Annotated in this window: 13 protein-coding genes and 1 pseudogene; 3 read left to right on the top strand and 11 right to left on the bottom strand. The window is 63.2% G+C overall.

Annotated elements, in window-relative coordinates:
* Positions 1-124: 124 nt before the first annotated feature.
* From WBP07_RS26440 to WBP07_RS26430, 3 genes are all read right to left on the bottom strand, one after another.
* Positions 125-1,354, bottom strand: a complete 1,230-nt coding sequence (locus tag WBP07_RS26440; RefSeq protein ID WP_395398056.1) for a VacJ family lipoprotein — start codon at positions 1,352-1,354, stop codon at positions 125-127.
* Positions 1,355-1,552: 198 nt separating this feature from the next.
* Complete coding sequence (locus tag WBP07_RS26435; protein WP_395398055.1) at positions 1,553-2,362, bottom strand: 3-deoxy-manno-octulosonate cytidylyltransferase; 810 nt, start codon at positions 2,360-2,362, stop codon at positions 1,553-1,555.
* 11 nt (positions 2,363-2,373) lie between these two features.
* On the bottom strand, positions 2,374-3,411 hold the full coding sequence (locus tag WBP07_RS26430) for an SIS domain-containing protein (RefSeq protein WP_395398054.1): 1,038 nt from the start codon (positions 3,409-3,411) through the stop codon (positions 2,374-2,376).
* 417 nt (positions 3,412-3,828) lie between these two features.
* Here WBP07_RS26430 and WBP07_RS26425 point away from each other — a divergent pair.
* Both WBP07_RS26425 and WBP07_RS26420 read left to right on the top strand, forming a co-directional pair.
* A pseudogene (locus WBP07_RS26425) lies at positions 3,829-4,028 on the top strand (transposase); the annotation flags it as partial.
* 101 nt (positions 4,029-4,129) lie between these two features.
* Entirely contained in the window at positions 4,130-4,507 is a 378-nt protein-coding gene (locus WBP07_RS26420) for a hypothetical protein (protein ID WP_395398053.1), read from the top strand.
* A 927-nt stretch (positions 4,508-5,434) separates the two neighbouring features.
* Here the strand turns inward: WBP07_RS26420 and WBP07_RS26415 are convergent.
* From WBP07_RS26415 to WBP07_RS26380, 8 genes are all read right to left on the bottom strand, one after another.
* The gene (locus WBP07_RS26415; RefSeq protein ID WP_395398052.1) at positions 5,435-6,718 is read right to left on the bottom strand and encodes a replication initiator protein A; all 1,284 of its coding nucleotides are present in this window, start codon (positions 6,716-6,718) and stop codon (positions 5,435-5,437) included.
* Between the two features lie 739 nt (positions 6,719-7,457).
* Positions 7,458-8,519, bottom strand: a complete 1,062-nt coding sequence (locus tag WBP07_RS26410) for a ParB/RepB/Spo0J family partition protein (protein WP_395398051.1) — start codon at positions 8,517-8,519, stop codon at positions 7,458-7,460.
* A 124-nt stretch (positions 8,520-8,643) separates the two neighbouring features.
* A complete protein-coding gene (locus WBP07_RS26405; protein WP_395398050.1) occupies positions 8,644-9,825 on the bottom strand; it encodes an AAA family ATPase in 1,182 nt (393 codons plus the stop codon).
* 326 nt (positions 9,826-10,151) lie between these two features.
* Complete coding sequence (locus WBP07_RS26400; RefSeq protein WP_395398049.1) at positions 10,152-10,871, bottom strand: GntR family transcriptional regulator; 720 nt, start codon at positions 10,869-10,871, stop codon at positions 10,152-10,154.
* The gene (locus WBP07_RS26395; RefSeq protein WP_395398048.1) at positions 10,868-12,043 is read right to left on the bottom strand and encodes an alpha-hydroxy acid oxidase; all 1,176 of its coding nucleotides are present in this window, start codon (positions 12,041-12,043) and stop codon (positions 10,868-10,870) included. Before WBP07_RS26395 ends, WBP07_RS26400 begins: the two co-directional genes overlap by 4 nt.
* Positions 12,043-13,365, bottom strand: coding sequence for an NtaA/DmoA family FMN-dependent monooxygenase (locus WBP07_RS26390; protein ID WP_395398047.1), 1,323 nt, complete (start codon positions 13,363-13,365; stop codon positions 12,043-12,045). The genes WBP07_RS26395 and WBP07_RS26390 overlap by 1 nt, the downstream gene beginning before the upstream one ends.
* Before the next feature lie 161 nt (positions 13,366-13,526).
* A complete protein-coding gene (locus tag WBP07_RS26385) occupies positions 13,527-14,252 on the bottom strand; it encodes a 4-carboxy-4-hydroxy-2-oxoadipate aldolase/oxaloacetate decarboxylase (protein WP_395398046.1) in 726 nt (241 codons plus the stop codon).
* Positions 14,249-15,205: an NAD(P)-dependent oxidoreductase gene (locus WBP07_RS26380; protein WP_395398045.1), complete on the bottom strand. Its 957-nt coding sequence runs from the start codon at positions 15,203-15,205 to the stop codon at positions 14,249-14,251. The genes WBP07_RS26385 and WBP07_RS26380 overlap by 4 nt, the downstream gene beginning before the upstream one ends.
* A 171-nt stretch (positions 15,206-15,376) precedes the next feature.
* Here WBP07_RS26380 and WBP07_RS26375 point away from each other — a divergent pair, with 171 nt between their 5' ends.
* The gene (locus tag WBP07_RS26375; RefSeq protein ID WP_395398044.1) at positions 15,377-16,300 is read left to right on the top strand and encodes an SMP-30/gluconolactonase/LRE family protein; all 924 of its coding nucleotides are present in this window, start codon (positions 15,377-15,379) and stop codon (positions 16,298-16,300) included.
* The last annotated feature ends 1 nt before the right edge of the window (position 16,301 follow it).

Genomic DNA, 16,301 nt, shown 5'->3' with positions numbered 1-16,301 from the left:
GAATCACCTGATGACTCGGAAAACGCGGCAAACCAAAATTTTAGAGCAGTTGATCCGATGCAATCGGATCGGAAACTGCTCTAAGGGGGCGGCCTGCCGGTCGCCCCTTACTCCGATGTTGCGATCAGAGCTGGGGCTGCGGGATCTGCCCCGGCGTCGGCGCGGGATTTTGCGGCTGAACCGCAGGCTGCCCGGCGCTCTCGGGCAGCGGTTGCGCCGTCGTCGGCACAGCGCCCTGCCCCACCGGTTCCGGACCAGTTGGCGTCGTTGCCGCAGCGCCCGGAACGGGCGCGGCAACCGATGCCGCCGGCGTTTCCGGCGCAGCCACTGGCGCTGCATCCTTCGCCTTTTTCTTCTTCTTGCCGGGGGTTTTCATCCCCGGCCCGTAAACCGGGACGACATTCGGCGTCACCCGGCCATGCAGCGCGTCGATCTCGGCCTGGCGTTGCCGCAGGTAAAGCTCGCGATAGGTGGCGTAGGGATCGTCCGTCTTGCGGATCCGGTTGATCTCTTCGTCGAACGCGCCGCGTTCACCCAATTGCCGCACGACGCTCATCGGCAGTGCCACTTCGGGCTTGTTGAAAGGCTTGCCGATCAGCGTGGGCGCAAGCACCAGGTTGTCGAGCGTATCGCCAATCAGATCGCGCACCGTCGTCGGTCCGACAAGCGGCAGGTACATGTAAGGTCCCGGCCCGACGCCATAGTAACCCAGGACGTTGGCAACGCCATTGGGGCGATAGGGCAAGCTGAAAGGCTTGCGCTTAGCCACGTCGACCACGCCGGCCACGCCCAGCGTCGTGTTGATCACGAAACGCCCGGCGGTTTCCGCTGCCTTGCCCGGCTTGAGCTGCAGCATAAAGGCCAGGAACACGACCGGTTCGTTGAAATTGTTGAAGAAATTTCGAAGACCCTGCCGGATCGGTCGCGGGATGCCCTTGTTATAGACCTTCGCGACAGGTTCGATCACCGCCTTGTCGACCGCCTGCACCGCCTTGAACGATTCGACGTTGATCTGCTCCAGCGGGTCTCCCGGCGACGGCCGGCGATGGCGAACAATGATATCCGAGCCCAGAGTTTCGGACTCGGCATTGTCATTGGCCGGCGAATCCTCCGCAGGTTGCGCCGGGGCGAGCGTCGGCAAGGATGCGTTCGGATCGAAGGTAACCTGCGGTTCTGCACTCTGTCCAAAAGTCGGCAGCGTAATCGGCACCGCCGCCGGCGATCCGGCCGGGACCTGGGGCGGCGAGGCACTTTCGATGGGGTCTTGAACGGGGTTCTGGCCCAAGGCCGAGGTCGCGGCCGCAGGAACCGCGGAACCCATTATCAACACGACAGCGGCGGCCGTCACGCTCATTCGAACATCCTTGTCGGGCGGCCACGTCGAACGCGTGCCGGCCATCCACGCGAAAACGTGGACGCGCCTCCTTTGGCGGGGGAAACGGAGGGCGCATTCGCGCGGCTAAGCAGGATTGCTCCGTTCGTCAATTGCACCGGGCGCAAATGAGATGCGCTTGCGACAATCGGAATGGCATATCGCCGGGAGGTATCGCCTTCAAACTATACCCCTTTCCTTCAGAATGCGCTCGATCACCGGCTTGTCCCCGGGATTGTTCAGCTCGATCGCGTCCCAATCGAGCGGATCCAGCGAGAGCACCGTAACAGGAAGACCGATATCCAGGAACCGCAACTGTTCCAATCCTTCCAGCAATTCGAGCGCACACGGCCTTTCGGCAGCATAGCGCTGAAGCGCAGCGGGGCGATAGGCGTAGAGGCCAAGATGCAGGTGAACCGGCGGGAATTCCATCGCCGCGGCTTCCGGCGTCAGATGCGGCAACACCCGCTTGGAGAAATAGAGCGCGCGCCCGCGCCCGTCGACCACCGCCGTCGTGCCGCCAACGCGCCCTTCGGCTTGGTCCTTGGTAAGATGTTCGTAGACCGTCCGCGATGCCCGCACCACAGGCGTTGCCATCACGGCATCGGAATCGCGTGAAAGCTGCTCGACGAGCTGGGGAATCATCCCGGCGGGCGACAACGGCGCATCGCCCTGAAGATTGACGATAACATCCGCCACCGGGCCCAGCCGGCCAATCGCCTCGGCACAACGCTCGGTCCCGTTCACGCAATCGGAGGAGGTCTTAACGACCTGGCCGCCGAAGCTCTCGACTTCGTCGGCAATGCGCTCGTCGTCGGTTGCGACCCAGACGCCGGATGCACCCTCGACAGCCATCGCGCAGTCCCAGCTACGTCGGATCAGGCTGCGCTCTTCCCCTGTAGCGCCGGTCAGCCGCACAAGCGGCTTTCCCGGATAGCGACTGGATGCATAGCGGGCGGGAATGATGATCGCGAAACTGGGATTGGACATTGCGATTGTACTCAGGTCAGGCCCATGCGCAGGAAATCATGAAGGTGAATGATGCCGATGGGAACCTGATTTCCGGTCACCGTTGCCTCGTCATTGACAGGAACGCAACTCGCCTCGTCGTCGTCGATGACGAAGGCACAGGTGATCTTGGCATCGTTGAGGAAGCGCAAGGCATCCTCCGCCGTCATGCCGGCCCGCACGACCTTCGGCTGCCGCGTCATCACGTCGCGTGCTTGAAGCTGGCCCAGGTCCCGGAAATGGCGGCGCAAGTCGCCATCGGTAATGATGCCTACCAATCTGTTCAGCGCATCGACGACGCCGGCGATGCCGAAGCCCATCGACGTCATCCGCGAGATGACTTCCTCCATCGCCAGGTCCAGATCGACCAGCGGCAACTTGTCCGCCCCGTGCATGAGTTGTCCGACCGAAGCGAGCCGCAGGCCGATCGCCCCGCCGGGATGCAATTCCTTGAAGCCGTCGCGGGAGAAGCCGCGCGCATCCATCAGGACCATGGCCAGTGCATCGCCCAGTGCCAGCTGCTGCGTGGTCGAGCTGGTCGGCGCGATGTTCGAGGCGCAGGCTTCCTTTGCCTGCGGCATGAGGATGCAGACGGTGGAGCGACGCTCGATCAGCGAGCCCGCGCCTGACGTGACGCCCACCACCGGAATACCGCGCCTTTCGGCATGGTCGAAGAGGACCTGGAATTCGGCGGTGTTGCCCGAATTGGACAGCGCGAGGATCACATCCCCCTCGACCACCATGCCGAGGTCACCGTGCGCCGCCTCGCCGGGATGGAGATAGATCGCGGGAGAGCCCGTCGCTGCGAACGTCGCGGCGATCTTACGTCCGATGTGTCCGGACTTGCCGATGCCGGCTACCACGATGCGTCCCGTGGCCATGCCGAGCAGTTCGCAGGCGCTGACGAAGTTCCGATCAAGCGCTGCCGCCAGCTCATCGAGGGTCGCCGCCTCGATCCGGATTACCTCACGTCCCCTCGACAGAACCCCTTCGCTTGCCCCGACCGCTTTCAGGACCACTGAAGATGCCAAATTGACTCCCCTTCGACTTCTTTCCGAGGGCACGATCCCGTACTTTGCACTTGCAGGAGATCGCTGCCCAAGCAGCCGAAGTTCGACTGCCATATTTATCAGTGCGCTACGCCTAGCTTCCGCAATGCAGCATGTAAATGCCACAAGCGATAACTAGCGTTCGCAACGGCGTGTGAAAATTTGGCAATCGAGGGAGTAAAACAGAGCTGCCGAGCGAGATATGAGAAAACCCTTACGCCTGCCGGTTTCTAGAATCTCGTAGCATCGGTGGTTCGACGGCGGCGTTCAGCTTTTGATCATGTCTGCTTGATTTAGCTAACATGCATTTTAAGAATTTTCTTTGGCGAAAGCGGCAGATTTTATCCGACAGCGAAATCATCTTTCACCTCAGGGCCTACGCAGTGCATTCACCGCTGCCTCAATGGCGAAATCAAACGGCGGACCGAGGTCGTAGGATCTTCCCGAACGAAGCCGCCATCACCCGCCTCGTCGGAGCCATCCACATGGAACAGTCCGACGAATGGGCCGTCCAGCGCGCGCGGTACATGACGCTGGAAACGATGGCCTCGTTCAGCGACGATCCTATTGTCATGCTGTCGGCATTACCCGGCTCATGATCGGCTCAGGCTGATGCCGAAAACCAAAGTGGTCCAGAAAAGCTACACCACCTCTCGGGACACGATCTCCCGATTTTACCTCAGCGCTCATTTCCCCCATTTTGGCCGGCGACCAATTGGACCTTCGCCTACCCGATGCTAGGGGTGTGCGTGATGAACGTCCAGCGCTGGACACCGGTTCGGTCATCGCCGCCGCCCGATTATGCTCAAATATTAGGCGGCGCTGGGTGGGCATAGAAGCCGGGTTCAGCCCTTATCCGACCTACGGGTCATCCGTGACACAGAAGCGTTCTAAACCCCACCTGAGGGCAAATTTGACGTTTTCGCGTTTTGTTCTTTTCCGTGATTCGGATTTTCGCCGTTCAGTTCGCTATTCTCGGGTGCTGCAGGGATTCGTTCCGGCAATGGTTGAATCCATCAGGATCCTGAAAGCGATGAGAGACTTCCGTAGCCAGCTGGTGAAAACGGGCTTCGCCTGAGCGGATCGGTTCGGCAGGATAGTGTTGTCCGTGCGTCGATATCTGCAGGCGCAGGTCGAACCGCAAGCCGTTCTCCCCCTCCCCTCACCCTCTTTTGCTTTTCAGTAAGCCTCACAAGGTGCGGCATCGATCTGTGCGAGCGAATATGACGGATGACACCGCGCGTAACCAGGTTGCACCTGTGTGCCAGATGGCTTGTGATCTTGGATCTCGGGGCGTCTTCTAAAAACGTGCGATGGGGCCAAGAACGTTGATCAGACACGCAGCGCTGCCGGCTTAGAGCGGGTTCCCTAAAACCGGAGCGTTGGCCTCGAGGTTTGCCCTGAACGTTCTCTCCAGCGGGTCGTGAGCGTCGCAACGCGCCGTGTGTGGGCTGGGTAGTGGGGGGCGGTCCCGGTGATGCCAGGACCGGTTTCTCAAGACGCCCTTGCTAAGCTCTCAGCAAAAGTAAGGGTTGCGATGATCCCGAATCTTGCGGCGAACCCCCTCGCCATAATCCCCCAAAACGAGGAACTTCCGGACAGTTAGAATCTCTATTTATAGATTCTGTTACAAGGTTAGGCCTCGGCCCGGAGGCCCAAGAGCCCCGGTTTTCACTGAGTCGCGGAAATGCGACGTTCCCGAAGTGCCGTGTATGCGTTCCCGGAGTGTCGATGAAGGCGTTCCTGGAGTGTCGAACCTGTGTTCCCGAAGGGTCGAAGCTACCCCGTTATGGGTTCCCGTTGTGTCGACGGACCGTGAAAAGCCGCCTTTTCCCTCACATTGTTGAATCAGTTTTCCAACAAGCCTCGCGAAGAAGGTTCAATTCCGGAAAACTCGGTCTTCACGTCAGCGACTTTCAGCGTCGCCTTCAACTCCGACGCGACACTTCGGGAACGCCCCTCGCTTTCCCTCGTATGCTTGCTTGTTCACGCCCTAATCCGTGCCTTATCCGCGCAAAGAACGATGGTGCTTTTCGTGGTGCCGGCGAACCCAGCCGACGAACGCACGCTGCCAATCGGCGGGGGTGCGTTCGGGGCTGGCCGATACCCAACGCTCGAAATCGGCATGGAGTGCATGAAGATCCCAGCCCGGGCATTCGCGGCGGAGCAGCGTGATGGTCTCGTCGGTCATGAAGCCGCGGGTGGCCGCATCCGACAGACCCACGATGGTGGAGCGAATAAGCTTGCGGGCATCGACGACGCTTTCATCTTCGATGGCTTCCGCCGCGGTGTGAATGGCGCCGACGGTAGCCTGTGCCGCTGTCTGAACCGTCTTTTGGGTGGGAGACCGTTTCCCCGGGGAAACTGGTTTGGCTGGAGCCGGCGCGGACGAGGCGGTGGCGCGACCGGTCTCTTCCCCCGTCCCTCCAGGCAGAGTGGCTTCGGCACCGCCCTTCCCGTCCACTCGGCGCATCCGCAGCATGGGCTCGCCGTCCTTGGCGGTTTCGACTGCGAGTGCGTAGCCAGGCAGTTCGTCCTTTTCGGCGAGCTTGAGCATCTCGAATTTGAACCGGCGGTATTGGCCTTCGGCGCCCGACTTTTCGAAGAGCACCGGCATCGAGATGGCAAAGCCGGATTCACCGGCCCCGCCCGCATGCTTACGGGCGACGCGGTAGAGCCAGCGCTCCCGGCCGCCGGTGATGTCGAAGTAGGCGCGGTCGATCGAGAGCACGCCTCCCTTCATCATCACGCCTTCCCAGAACCAGTTGGAGAGTTCGATGGTCATTCCGCGTGAGCGCTCGGTCCGCTCGTCGACCAGCTGGGTCCAGCCATCGAGCCAGGAGAACGTTGCCTCGCGGCGGTTCTCTGCCCGGATGTTGGTCTTGATAGTGGTCGAGACGAGGCGGTCGAGCGCTTGGCCCAACAGTTCGTACGCCCGCCCGGTCGTGGGGCGGCCGATTGCGCGCAAGAGATCGTACGGCATGAGGTGAAGCTTGCGCGGGACATCGTTGGTGCCGCGGCGCGCCATGTCGGCAAGCATGCTGGCGCAGTAGATCAGGATATCGGCATCCCAGATCGTTGCCATGCCGTAATCGGGGTTGGCGCTGACGTGGACCCAGAGCTTTCCGTCCGGGCTGGTGTAGTCGATCGGCTTTACCCGCTTCGATTTGGCCAGGCTGAAGAAGGGGCGCTCCATCATCTCGCGCTGGTCGCGCAGGGGTAGTTCCGCAATGTAAGGCAGGAACATGTCGAATTGTTCGGACGCCGTCTCCGGCTTTTGGCGGCTCATGTTCGGATTCCGACTGGCAAATGGACGTATGATTTTGGCGAATGCTCATGCGTCGCCGGCAGCCTGTTTCCCCGGGGAAACGTGACTTTGGCGATGGTGATTCCCACCATCATGGCGGGCAGGGCAGGGGAGGGCAAATCGCGGCCATTCGCGGCTGTGAAGAACTCGCGCGCGCAAGCGCGTGAAAGCCGATCAGAACGAGGTTTTATGCACCTTTGTCGGACCGCACCTAGGCCAAGGCTCCATTTCAGACTCGGAGTGGCGCGGGAGGGTTTCCCTGGGGAAACGCAGCCGGAGCCAAGCACCTTCCTTGGGGGAAGGGCAGGGCAGCGTTTTCAGAAGTGCTGCGGGCAGATGTCGATAAGCGTGTAGCGGGTCGAACTTCCCGGCAATCTTCAGGAAAGGCATGGGCCTGAAGCGGACCACGCAGACATATGCGCTGAAGTCTGTTTCCCCGGGGAAACAGGATAATAGGGAAGTTCCTTGCACCACAGGCTGAAGCAGTAATGGAGCCCGCTGGGGTGTGCAGTGCGCAAAGTCGGCTTCAGCAGTACGGTCCCGAGGTCCTGCCTTCATCAGGCTGTTCACAAGGATAGGTCGAGTTGAGCGTTTCCCCGGGGAAACCTGGGAGAGGCAAAGCCGCAAAAGAAAAGGAGCGGGAACTTTCGCTCCCGCCCCTCGGCATCTTCAACTTTCGAAGGAACCTGCTTGGCAAGGCCATCAGGTCCTCACGCGCATGTCACGGCCGAAGGCCTCGGCCTTCATCGTCCAACATCGCGAGCAGCTCGCGCACCGCATCGAGGATCTGTTCACGCTGGGCTCCGGAACCGGCATGCAGGCGCATCGTCACGCCTTGCCGGTTGCTCGACTGGATCGAAGCGACCGGGCGGCCATGGTTCGAAAGAACCGACTTCGGTTCAGGCCGGAACCGGCCCGCATCGGGCGCCGCAAGCAGCGACTTGATGACGTCCGCTGCGGGCACGGCAGGGCGACCACCGTTCCGACGGCTTACCTGTTCCCTGGCCAGCCGCTGGGCCTCCTTGCGGATCGCCGGTGCCTTGCTTGCATCATCGAGAGCCTGTGCCAAAGGGTAGGCCGGCTTGAGCTGGACGTCGGCGGGCGAGGCAAAGGCATCAAGGATGGCATCGGGAATACCCGCGACCTTGAGCATCTTCGACAGCCAGCCTTTCGAAAGCTTGAGCCGTTCGGCCATGCGGGTCATGTGATTGCCGTAGTGATGCTTGAGAGCCTCGGCATAGTTGCGGGCCCGTTCGAGGTCCGACACGTCCTTGCGCGCGCGGTTTTCGAGATCGGCGAGACGGAAGGCGGCTTCGTCGTCAAGCTGGACGACCTGGGCCACGAAATGCATGTCCGGATAGGAATGCGCACGCAGCCAGGCGACCGACCAGTGACGGCGGGTGCCGGCAATGACCTCAAAGTCATGATCGGGATCTCCATCTATACGGCGAACCACGGCAGGGACCTTCTGGCCACCTTCCGCAATGATGGAATCGATCAGTTCGCGGCAGGACTCTTCCGAGAGATGGATATAGCTGCGCGCATTGCCCGGCCAGACGCGCACTCGGGCGGGATCGAGCAGCAACTGCGTAACCTGGCGCACTTCGCCGCTGGCCACGCGGGCCAGGGCGCTTTCGCGGCCAAGCAAAGTCGTTCCGCGCGATCGTTCGGTTCGCGGCGGAATGGCGGGCGCCTGAGGGGCAGCCTCTTCGACTGCTGCAGGCGTGGTTTCAACTTCGTCGGAAAGCAGTGCGGCGAGATAATCGGATTGCTTGCGGGCCATGGCTTACCTCGAAGGACGCTCTGGATGATAACGATGTTGCGAAACGCGTTGGAACAGATGGCGAACGGTGAAATGTGGCCGCGTTCCTGAAAGAACGATGGTCCGGTCGCCGGAAAGGGCGCGCTCAGCCATTGACCAGCATCTCTTCGTCCACCCTTTGGCTGCGGCCCCAGCCGGTTCGGACGAGTTGTTCGATCTGTCCCAGCGCTTCGTCCAGGTTGGCGCGGCAGCGCTTGTGGGTTCGCGCGGTGCCGATCGGCTTTTCCAGTTCGTAGACGGTCATCATGCGAAGCGCGGCATGGCTGATTTCCGCGCTATCCAGGATCGGAACCGGCAGCAGGGCCGGGCCGAACGTCTGCTCCATGATCGTGCGGACCATGTCATGGCTGGGATCGTTGCCATCGAATTTGGAGCAGATCAGGCGGACGAACGAGTAATCCACCTCGATCCCTGCGCTGGTCAACTGATCCAGCACTTGATCCATCATCGACAGGAATTGCACGGTCGAACAGAAGTCGGGCGTGGTCGCGGCCAGCGGCACCAGCAGGGCGTTGGCGGCCTGCATCACAGCGAGGCTGATCGTGCCGAGCGCTGGCGGCGGATCGAGGATCACCACGTCGTAGTTGCGGGCAAGGTCCATCAGGCCCCGCTTGAGCTTGCGGAAGCGGGCGGCCAACACCGATTGGCCATCCGCGCCGGCGGCGGCCATTTCGTACTCCACGTCGAACAGTTCGAGGTTGGATGGGATCAAATCGACATTCGGCCAAGGCGTGTTCTTCACCGCGTAAAGCAGGTCTGCCTGGGTCGGATCGATCGACAGATAAGGGTAGAGCGTTTCTTCGCGCGTAATATTGAAGTGCGGATTGAAGCCGAACAGCGTGGTCGTGGTTGCCTGACTGTCGCAGTCGACAACGAGGACCTTGTAGCCATGAACGGCGAAGTAGTGTGCCAGATGCGTGGTAACGGTGGACTTGCCGACGCCGCCCTTGAAGTTCTGCACCGCGATCATCGCGGGAATGTCGAGCGGGGCGCGGGCAGGGGAAGCGCCCAGAACCTCGCGCATGTGCAGCATGTCTTCGATCGAATAGCCAAGCCGCCGGCCGTTATCGCCCGCCGGGGGAGGGGGGAGACGGCCGTCATCCTCCGCCATGCGAATGCGATTGGTGGAGCAGCCCAGGAGCTGCGCCGCATCCGCGATGCCGATCCGCACGTTGAGCCCCTTGCGGCTTTCCGGCAGAAAGGCCTTGCGGCGCAGGCGCTCGATCATTTTCTCGCCAGCTTGGGCAAGATCGCCAATCTGGGACATGATGGCATTCGATTCCGGCACGCGGCACTCCATTGAAGCACTTTTGCCGGCAGAATAGGCAATTTCATTCAATTCGGCAATGGGACGACCCACAATCCTATTTCTAGCGCCATACGCATCAAAGAGACGCAAGATATGGGGTTAGAGCCGGTATGAATCCTGTTCCGCGCGTCCCGCTTAAATGCTTCGAATGCGTTATTCACAAGGAAGTGATTCTTTTGGTCCCGGGGCAACAATCCGCCGAAATTCGGCGGAATATCGGCCCGAAACCGCGGAAATCGGATAAGCCTCGTCCCAGGAACTGCGCCGCTGGCTACCGCTAGTGTTCAGAGCGACAATCCAGGAACGTTCGCTTCCACGGCCTCGTGATTCGCAACGGCCTGAGCGGTATGGCTCAACCGGTGGGCATGGCGCTGCAGGCCGATGCGGGTGCGCCGGATATGCAAGACCAGCGCGGCCTGCGCGGTCTCCACTTCGCCCCGGACGACGGCGTCGTAAAGCAACTGGTGTTCCACATCATGCGTGCGGCTGCCGCTGGCGAAGGCAAGCTTCAGGTAGGCGCGGCGGTAGCTCTGCGTCGTGTCCCACACCCGCTCCACGATCTGGGCGAGCAGCGGGGTCTCATGCCGGCGATAAGTGATCCAGTGAAATTCGCGGCCCAGCGCAATGGCTTCGTCGATGTCGGTGACTTGCTCGTTGCGCTCCATCACGGCCTTGAGGTCGGCAAAATCGGCTTCCGTCAGGCGCGGCATGCTTTCGGCGAGCAGCAGCGGCTCGATCCGCTCGCGGATTTCGTAGGAAATCTCCAGATCGCGCATCGTCAGGCTGGCCACGCGGGCGCCGGCATTGGGCCGCATGACCACCAGCCCGCGCGCCTCCAGCATCCGCAGCGCGTCGCGCACGGGAATGCGGCTCGTATCCAGCTCGGCGGCCAGTTCGTCCTGCTTGATCCGCGCGCCGGGTGCGAGATCGCCGGCCAGGATGCGCTCGGCCAGGATGTCGGCAATGCGCTGGCTGGCGGCAGAAGAGGAGGGCGGCGTGGTCATGTCCGCACCTGCATAGCCTCCGCCACGGGCAGGAGGAAAGTGCGGTCCAACTCGTCAAGCCGGGTGATCCCCAGCATGGCCATCGCCACATCGATCTCCTGCGCCAGCAGGGAGAGCGCATGCGCCGCGCCGGCCTGCCCAGCCGCCGCACAGCCGTAGAGCGTGGCGCGGCCGATCATCACCGCGTCCGCGCCGAGCGCGATGGCCTTCAGCACGTCCGCCCCGCGCCGCACGCCGCTGTCGAACAGCACCGTCGCGCGGCCGGAGACGGCATCGACGATCGCGGGAAGGGCATGGATGGCGGGCGGAGAGGAATCGAAATTGCGCCCGCCGTGGTTGGAAACGGCGATGCCGTCCACCCCATGGTCGAGAGCGCGATGCGCGTCTTCGGGGTGGAGCAGGCCTTTCACCACCAGCTTGCCTGGCCAGCGGCGGCGCAGTTCGTCCACGTCCTTCCAGTCGACCGACGCCGAATTGGCGACGCGCGCCACCTTGCCGGTGACTTTTCCGCCGACCTCGGCGGGGTAGTTGGCGAACTGCGGCAGGCCGCCCGCCAGCATGTAGCGGCCCATTACTCCGGCGAGCCACCGCGGGCGGCGCAGGAAATCGCCGACCAGGCGGGCATTGGGGCGGATCGGGTTGGACATGCCGGCGCGGCGGTTGAATTCGCGCAAAGGCCAGACGGGCGTGTCGACTGTTAGCACCAGCACATTGGCGCCGTTTTCGCGCGCGGCATCGACCACCTGCCAGGACAGGTCACGCCGTTCCCACAAGTACATCTGCATCCAGTGCCCTGCGGTCGCAACTTTGGCGATGTCTGCGAAGCTGGTGGTGGAACTGGTGGTCTGGGTGAAGGGGATGCCCGCAGCGGCGGCGGCGGAAGCGATGGCGCGTTCGCCGTGGTGCCACATCAGGTCGGCAATGCCGGTGGGCGCGATCACCAGCGGCAGGGGCTGGCGGCGGCCGAACAGAGTGATCTCGGCAGAGCGTGCCGAAACGTCGCGCAAGGCGCGCGGCAGGAGGTGGAGCGCTTGCAGCGCTGCCGGATTGCGGCCGATCAGCAGGTCGTCCTCTGTCCCACGCTCCATGAATTCCCAGATCGCGCGCGGCAGCCGTCGCCGGGCGAGGGCACGAAGCTGGGCGATATTGTGGGCCTTGCTGCCTATCGCCATCAGGTAAGGCCAAGGTTGGCGGCGAAGGTGGTGCCTTCGTACTCGGTCCGGAAGACGCCGCGCTTCTGCAGGATCGGCACCACCTCATCGACGAAGTTGGTGACGGAAGAGGCCATGACCGTGGGCGTCAGGTTGTAGCCATGACAGCCGGTTTCGCGCCAGATCTGCTCCAGCTTGTCCGCCACTTGCTCGGGCGTGCCGACGATCTGCGGCATACCAACGGCAAGGCCCCACTTGATCGCCACCTCGCGCAAAGTGAAGGGCCGGTCGCCGAGGACCGAGGTGAACGCCTTCATCAGCCCTTGCGAGGCCTGCGTCGCCTGTTCCTGCATCGGCTGATCGAGGTCGATGCCGGAGAAATCGACGCCCATCGTTCCCGACAGCCGTGCCAGGCAGCCATCGAGCGGCAGGCGTTCGATCAGGTCATCCAGATGGCGCTGCGCTTCCTCCTCGGTGCCCCCCAGGATCGGTTGCACCCCGAACAGCACGCCGGGAGCCTTGCGGCCCAGGCTGGCTGAGGTTTCACGAAGCTGGCCCATGTAGCGCTGCATGCCGGGCAGGTTGGGCTGGATCGCGAAGACCACGTCGCCATGCTCGATCCCGAAGCGCAGGCCGCGCCCCGAAGTGCCCGCCTGAAACAGCACCGGCCGCTTCTGGGGGGAGGGGAGGACGGGGCCGACCGTCTGGCACTTGTGGAATTCGCCCTGGAAATCGACGAACTGCACCTTGGAAGGATCGGCATAGACGCCCGCCTCGCGGTCGGCGAGCACCGCGCCATCGCCGATGGAATCCCACAGGCGATAACAGATCTCCATGTATTCGTCGGCCGCGTCGTAGCGCCGGTCGTGGTCCAGTTGCTCATGCCCCAGCGCGCGATGTTCGCCGCGCAAGTGGCCGGTGACGATGTTCCAGCCCACGCGCCCGCCGGAGAGATAATCCAGCGTCGAAAGCTGGCGCACGATCGACCATGGCCGGTACGAACTGGTCGACATCGTAGTGGCAAGGCCGAGGTTTTCGGTGACGGCGGCAAGGGCGGACAGCAGTACGACCGGATCGTGGTTCGGCCAGCAGATGCCGTACTTCACGGCATCCTCGTGGCTGTCACGATAGCGATCGAACACGCCGGGGGTATCGGCGAAGAACAGCCCGTCGAACTTGCCACGCTCCAGCGTGCGGACAAGGTCCTGCCACGCCTTCAGGTCGGCCATGGCATCCAGTCGGTTGTCGCCGGGGGCGGCCCAGCTGAGCACGGTGTGATTGATCGGCGAATGGATCTGGAAGCTGACCAGATGCATCCGATTGTTCGGTGTCTCGGCGTCCATAATGCCTCTCCTCGCGCTATTCGGTCGGCCGGCTTTTCCGGTCCGTTTGTTTCCCCGGGGATACGGCCGAAACCGGCGGAAATGCCGGCTTCGGCCGCCCTGCTGGACCTCGATAGAGGTCCCCTCCCCAGGTGCAGTTCTGAAAGCGTGCAGTTGCGTTCTTAAAGTCCGTCGTCCTCGTAAGTCCGGTCGTGAACCTCGATGCCCAGCTCGGCGACGATTCTGTCCATGCCCAGGATCTCGAACAGCACTTCGCCCTCGCCGATGCGGCGGCGGAATTCGACTTCGGCGGCGGCGCGCGTCTCGGCCTTGGCGACGGTCTGCTCGATCAGTGCGCGCGGGATCACCAGCACGCCGTCGGAATCGCCCACCACCAGATCGCCGGGTTCCACCTGCACGCCATCGGCCACCACCGGCACGTTGACGGCGGCCGGCCCGCGCTTCTTGGGATGCTCCACGGAGACGGCGGTCGACCAGACCGGGTAACCCAGCTCACGGATCGCATCGACATCGCGCATCGCCCCGTGGACGACTGTGCCGGCCAGCCCCTTCTGCTTCGCGTAGGTGCAGGCCACGTCGCCCCAGAGTGCGCCTTGGTGCCCGCCGCCGTTGGTCAGCACCAGCACGTCGCCCGCCTCCGCCACCCAGAGCGCGGCGTGGATGGCCAGGTTGTCGCCGGGGAAATTCCAGGCGGTGACGGCCGGGCCGCAGAGCTTCTGGCCGGGGGCGATCGGTATCATGGCGGGGCTCATCAGGCCCATGCGCCCGGCGATATCTCCCAGACCTTCATGCAGGTCGGCGACACCGAACTTGGCGGCGCGGGCGACGAGGGCAGGGTCCGGGCGGGGAATGCGGCGGTAGATCACCGATTTCAGCGGGGCGGTCATGCAAAAATCTCCGGATTGAGCAGGGTGTCCGGCCGCTCTCCACGGGCGACCAGGTCGACGACGCGCGCGACGTTCAGCGCCATGTCGCGCATTCCGGCCTCGGTCACGCCGGCGACGTGGGGGGAGAGCAGGCAGTTCGGCAGCGCGAACAGTGGATTGTCGGGGGAGGGGGGCTCGGCCTCGAACACGTCGATCCCGGCGCCTGCGATCTGGCCGGCCTTCAGCGCTTCGGCCAGCGCCGCTTCGTTGACGATGCCGCCGCGCGAGCAATTCACCAGGATCGCGTGGGGAGCCATCAGGCCCAGTTCCACGGTGTCGATCAGATTGCGGGTGCCCTCGGTCAGCGGCGTATGGATGGAGATCACGTCGCGCCTGAGGATCTCCGCCAGCGGCAGCGGTTCCACGTCGGCGGCGCGGATGTCTTCGTCTGCCACCATCGGATCGAAAGCGGCCACTTCGGCGCCGAAACCCGCGCCGCAGATCCTTGCCACGCAGAGGGCGATGCGGCCGAAGCCGATTAGGCCCACGCGCGCGCCGGTCAGGTCGCCAAGGCGTACGCCCCAGCGCTCATCCCAGCGGCCATCGCGCACAAGTGTATCCATCTCGCGCGTGCGGCGCAGCAGCGCCAGCATCATCGACACGGCCCCTTCGGCCACCGCTGTCGAGTTGTTGCCGCCCGGCGTATTGGCCACCAGCACCCCGCGCGCAGTGGCGGCGGGAATGTCGATATTGTCCACCCCCGCGCCGTGCTTCACGATCGCCTTCAGGCGCGGCATCTGGCCGAAAACCTCAGGCCCCAGCGGGCTGGTGCGGATCACGATCACGCTGGTTTCGGCAAGGCGCGGATCGTCCTGCCAGTTCGCCGGAGCGATGATATCGTGCCCCGCTGCCATCCGCTCCACGCCGAGGGGATGAATGGGGTCGATAATGCATACGAGTTCGCGTGAACTCATCGGGTTTTCGCCTCTCCATGCCCGTTATGTATACTTTCATGGGCTGATCGAGTGGTGAAGCCTCTTTCCAGAACGGTCAATGGGCAATAGGTCTGTCGGGCGCCCGGCGGGTATCGAATGCCGTCGGAGCGATGCCGCACCCAGAGAATGGGGCCGGATGAGGAGAGAGAGATGTTCGCTGCGCCGCCCGCCATCACGGCGGAAGTCTTCTGCCGCATTCCCGACAAGTTCCGCCGCTTCGGCGAAAGCAGCGAATGGGCGCGCGTGCAGCTTCATGGCGCGCCGGCGCCCGTGTTCCTGGAAGGGCCGGTGTTCGACGGTGCGGGCAACTTGTGGGTGACCGACATCCCCTGGGGCCGCCTGTTCCGCATCGCGCCCGATGGATCGTGTGAGGTCGGCTTCGAATATGATGGCCAACCAAATGGCATGAAGTTCCTGTCCGACGGGCGGCTGTTGGTGGCGGATCATCACAAGGGCATGGTGATCTGCGATCCCGCCACCGGAACGTCGGAAGTGTGGTTCGACCGCTACCTGCTGGAGCCGTTCCTGGGTTGCAACGACCTGACGATCGCGCGCAACGGCGACATCTATTTCACCGATCAGGGCCAGTCCGGCTGGCAGAACCCCAATGGCCGCCTGTTCCGCGTTCGCGCCGGGACGGGGCGGCTGGAACTGCTGCTGGGCGGCATTCCCAGCCCCAACGGTCTGGTGCTCAACAAGGCCGAAACCGCGCTGTTCCTGGCGGTGACCCGCGCGAACGCCGTCTGGCGATGCCCGCTGGTGGAAGATGGCGAGGTCGTCAGCAAGGTCGGCACTTATATCCAGATGTCTGGAGGCTCCGGGCCGGACGGGCTGACCATCGACGAAGATGACAACCTCGTCGTCTGTCACGTCGGCTTCGGCGCGGTCTGGCTGTTCAGCAACCGGGGAGAGCCGATGCTGCGCATCGACGTGCCGGAGGGGCGCTACACCACCAACGCTGCTTACGGCGGACCGGACAATCGCTGGCTCTATTTCACGGAATCGAGCACCGGCACCGTCTACCGCGTAGAGATGCCGGTGCCGGGCCGCCCGATCTATACGGCGAGCGTCTGAC

This window comes from Novosphingobium oxfordense (genome assembly GCF_044029435.1).
Taxonomy (GTDB): Bacteria; Pseudomonadota; Alphaproteobacteria; order Sphingomonadales; family Sphingomonadaceae; genus Novosphingobium.
The sequence above is the reverse complement of the archived record's forward strand: the minus strand, read 5'-3'. Positions and strand labels throughout refer to the sequence as shown.

What these genes read in the sequence shown, in the direction of transcription:
- WBP07_RS26415 (WP_395398052.1), bottom strand. Translation starts at nt 6,718, where the DNA reads ATGAGCCGCCAAAAGCCGGAGACGGCGTCCGAACAATTCGACATGTTC.
- WBP07_RS26405 (WP_395398050.1), bottom strand. Translation starts at nt 9,825, where the DNA reads ATGTCCCAGATTGGCGATCTTGCCCAAGCTGGCGAGAAAATGATCGAG.
- WBP07_RS26400 (WP_395398049.1), bottom strand. Translation starts at nt 10,871, where the DNA reads ATGACCACGCCGCCCTCCTCTTCTGCCGCCAGCCAGCGCATTGCCGAC.
- WBP07_RS26385 (WP_395398046.1), bottom strand. Translation starts at nt 14,252, where the DNA reads ATGACCGCCCCGCTGAAATCGGTGATCTACCGCCGCATTCCCCGCCCG.
- WBP07_RS26440 (WP_395398056.1), bottom strand. Translation starts at nt 1,354, where the DNA reads ATGAGCGTGACGGCCGCCGCTGTCGTGTTGATAATGGGTTCCGCGGTT.
- WBP07_RS26410 (WP_395398051.1), bottom strand. Translation starts at nt 8,519, where the DNA reads ATGGCCCGCAAGCAATCCGATTATCTCGCCGCACTGCTTTCCGACGAA.
- WBP07_RS26395 (WP_395398048.1), bottom strand. Translation starts at nt 12,043, where the DNA reads ATGGCGATAGGCAGCAAGGCCCACAATATCGCCCAGCTTCGTGCCCTC.
- WBP07_RS26380 (WP_395398045.1), bottom strand. Translation starts at nt 15,205, where the DNA reads ATGAGTTCACGCGAACTCGTATGCATTATCGACCCCATTCATCCCCTC.
- WBP07_RS26435 (WP_395398055.1), bottom strand. Translation starts at nt 2,362, where the DNA reads ATGTCCAATCCCAGTTTCGCGATCATCATTCCCGCCCGCTATGCATCC.
- WBP07_RS26375 (WP_395398044.1), top strand. Translation starts at nt 15,377, where the DNA reads ATGTTCGCTGCGCCGCCCGCCATCACGGCGGAAGTCTTCTGCCGCATT.
- WBP07_RS26390 (WP_395398047.1), bottom strand. Translation starts at nt 13,365, where the DNA reads ATGGACGCCGAGACACCGAACAATCGGATGCATCTGGTCAGCTTCCAG.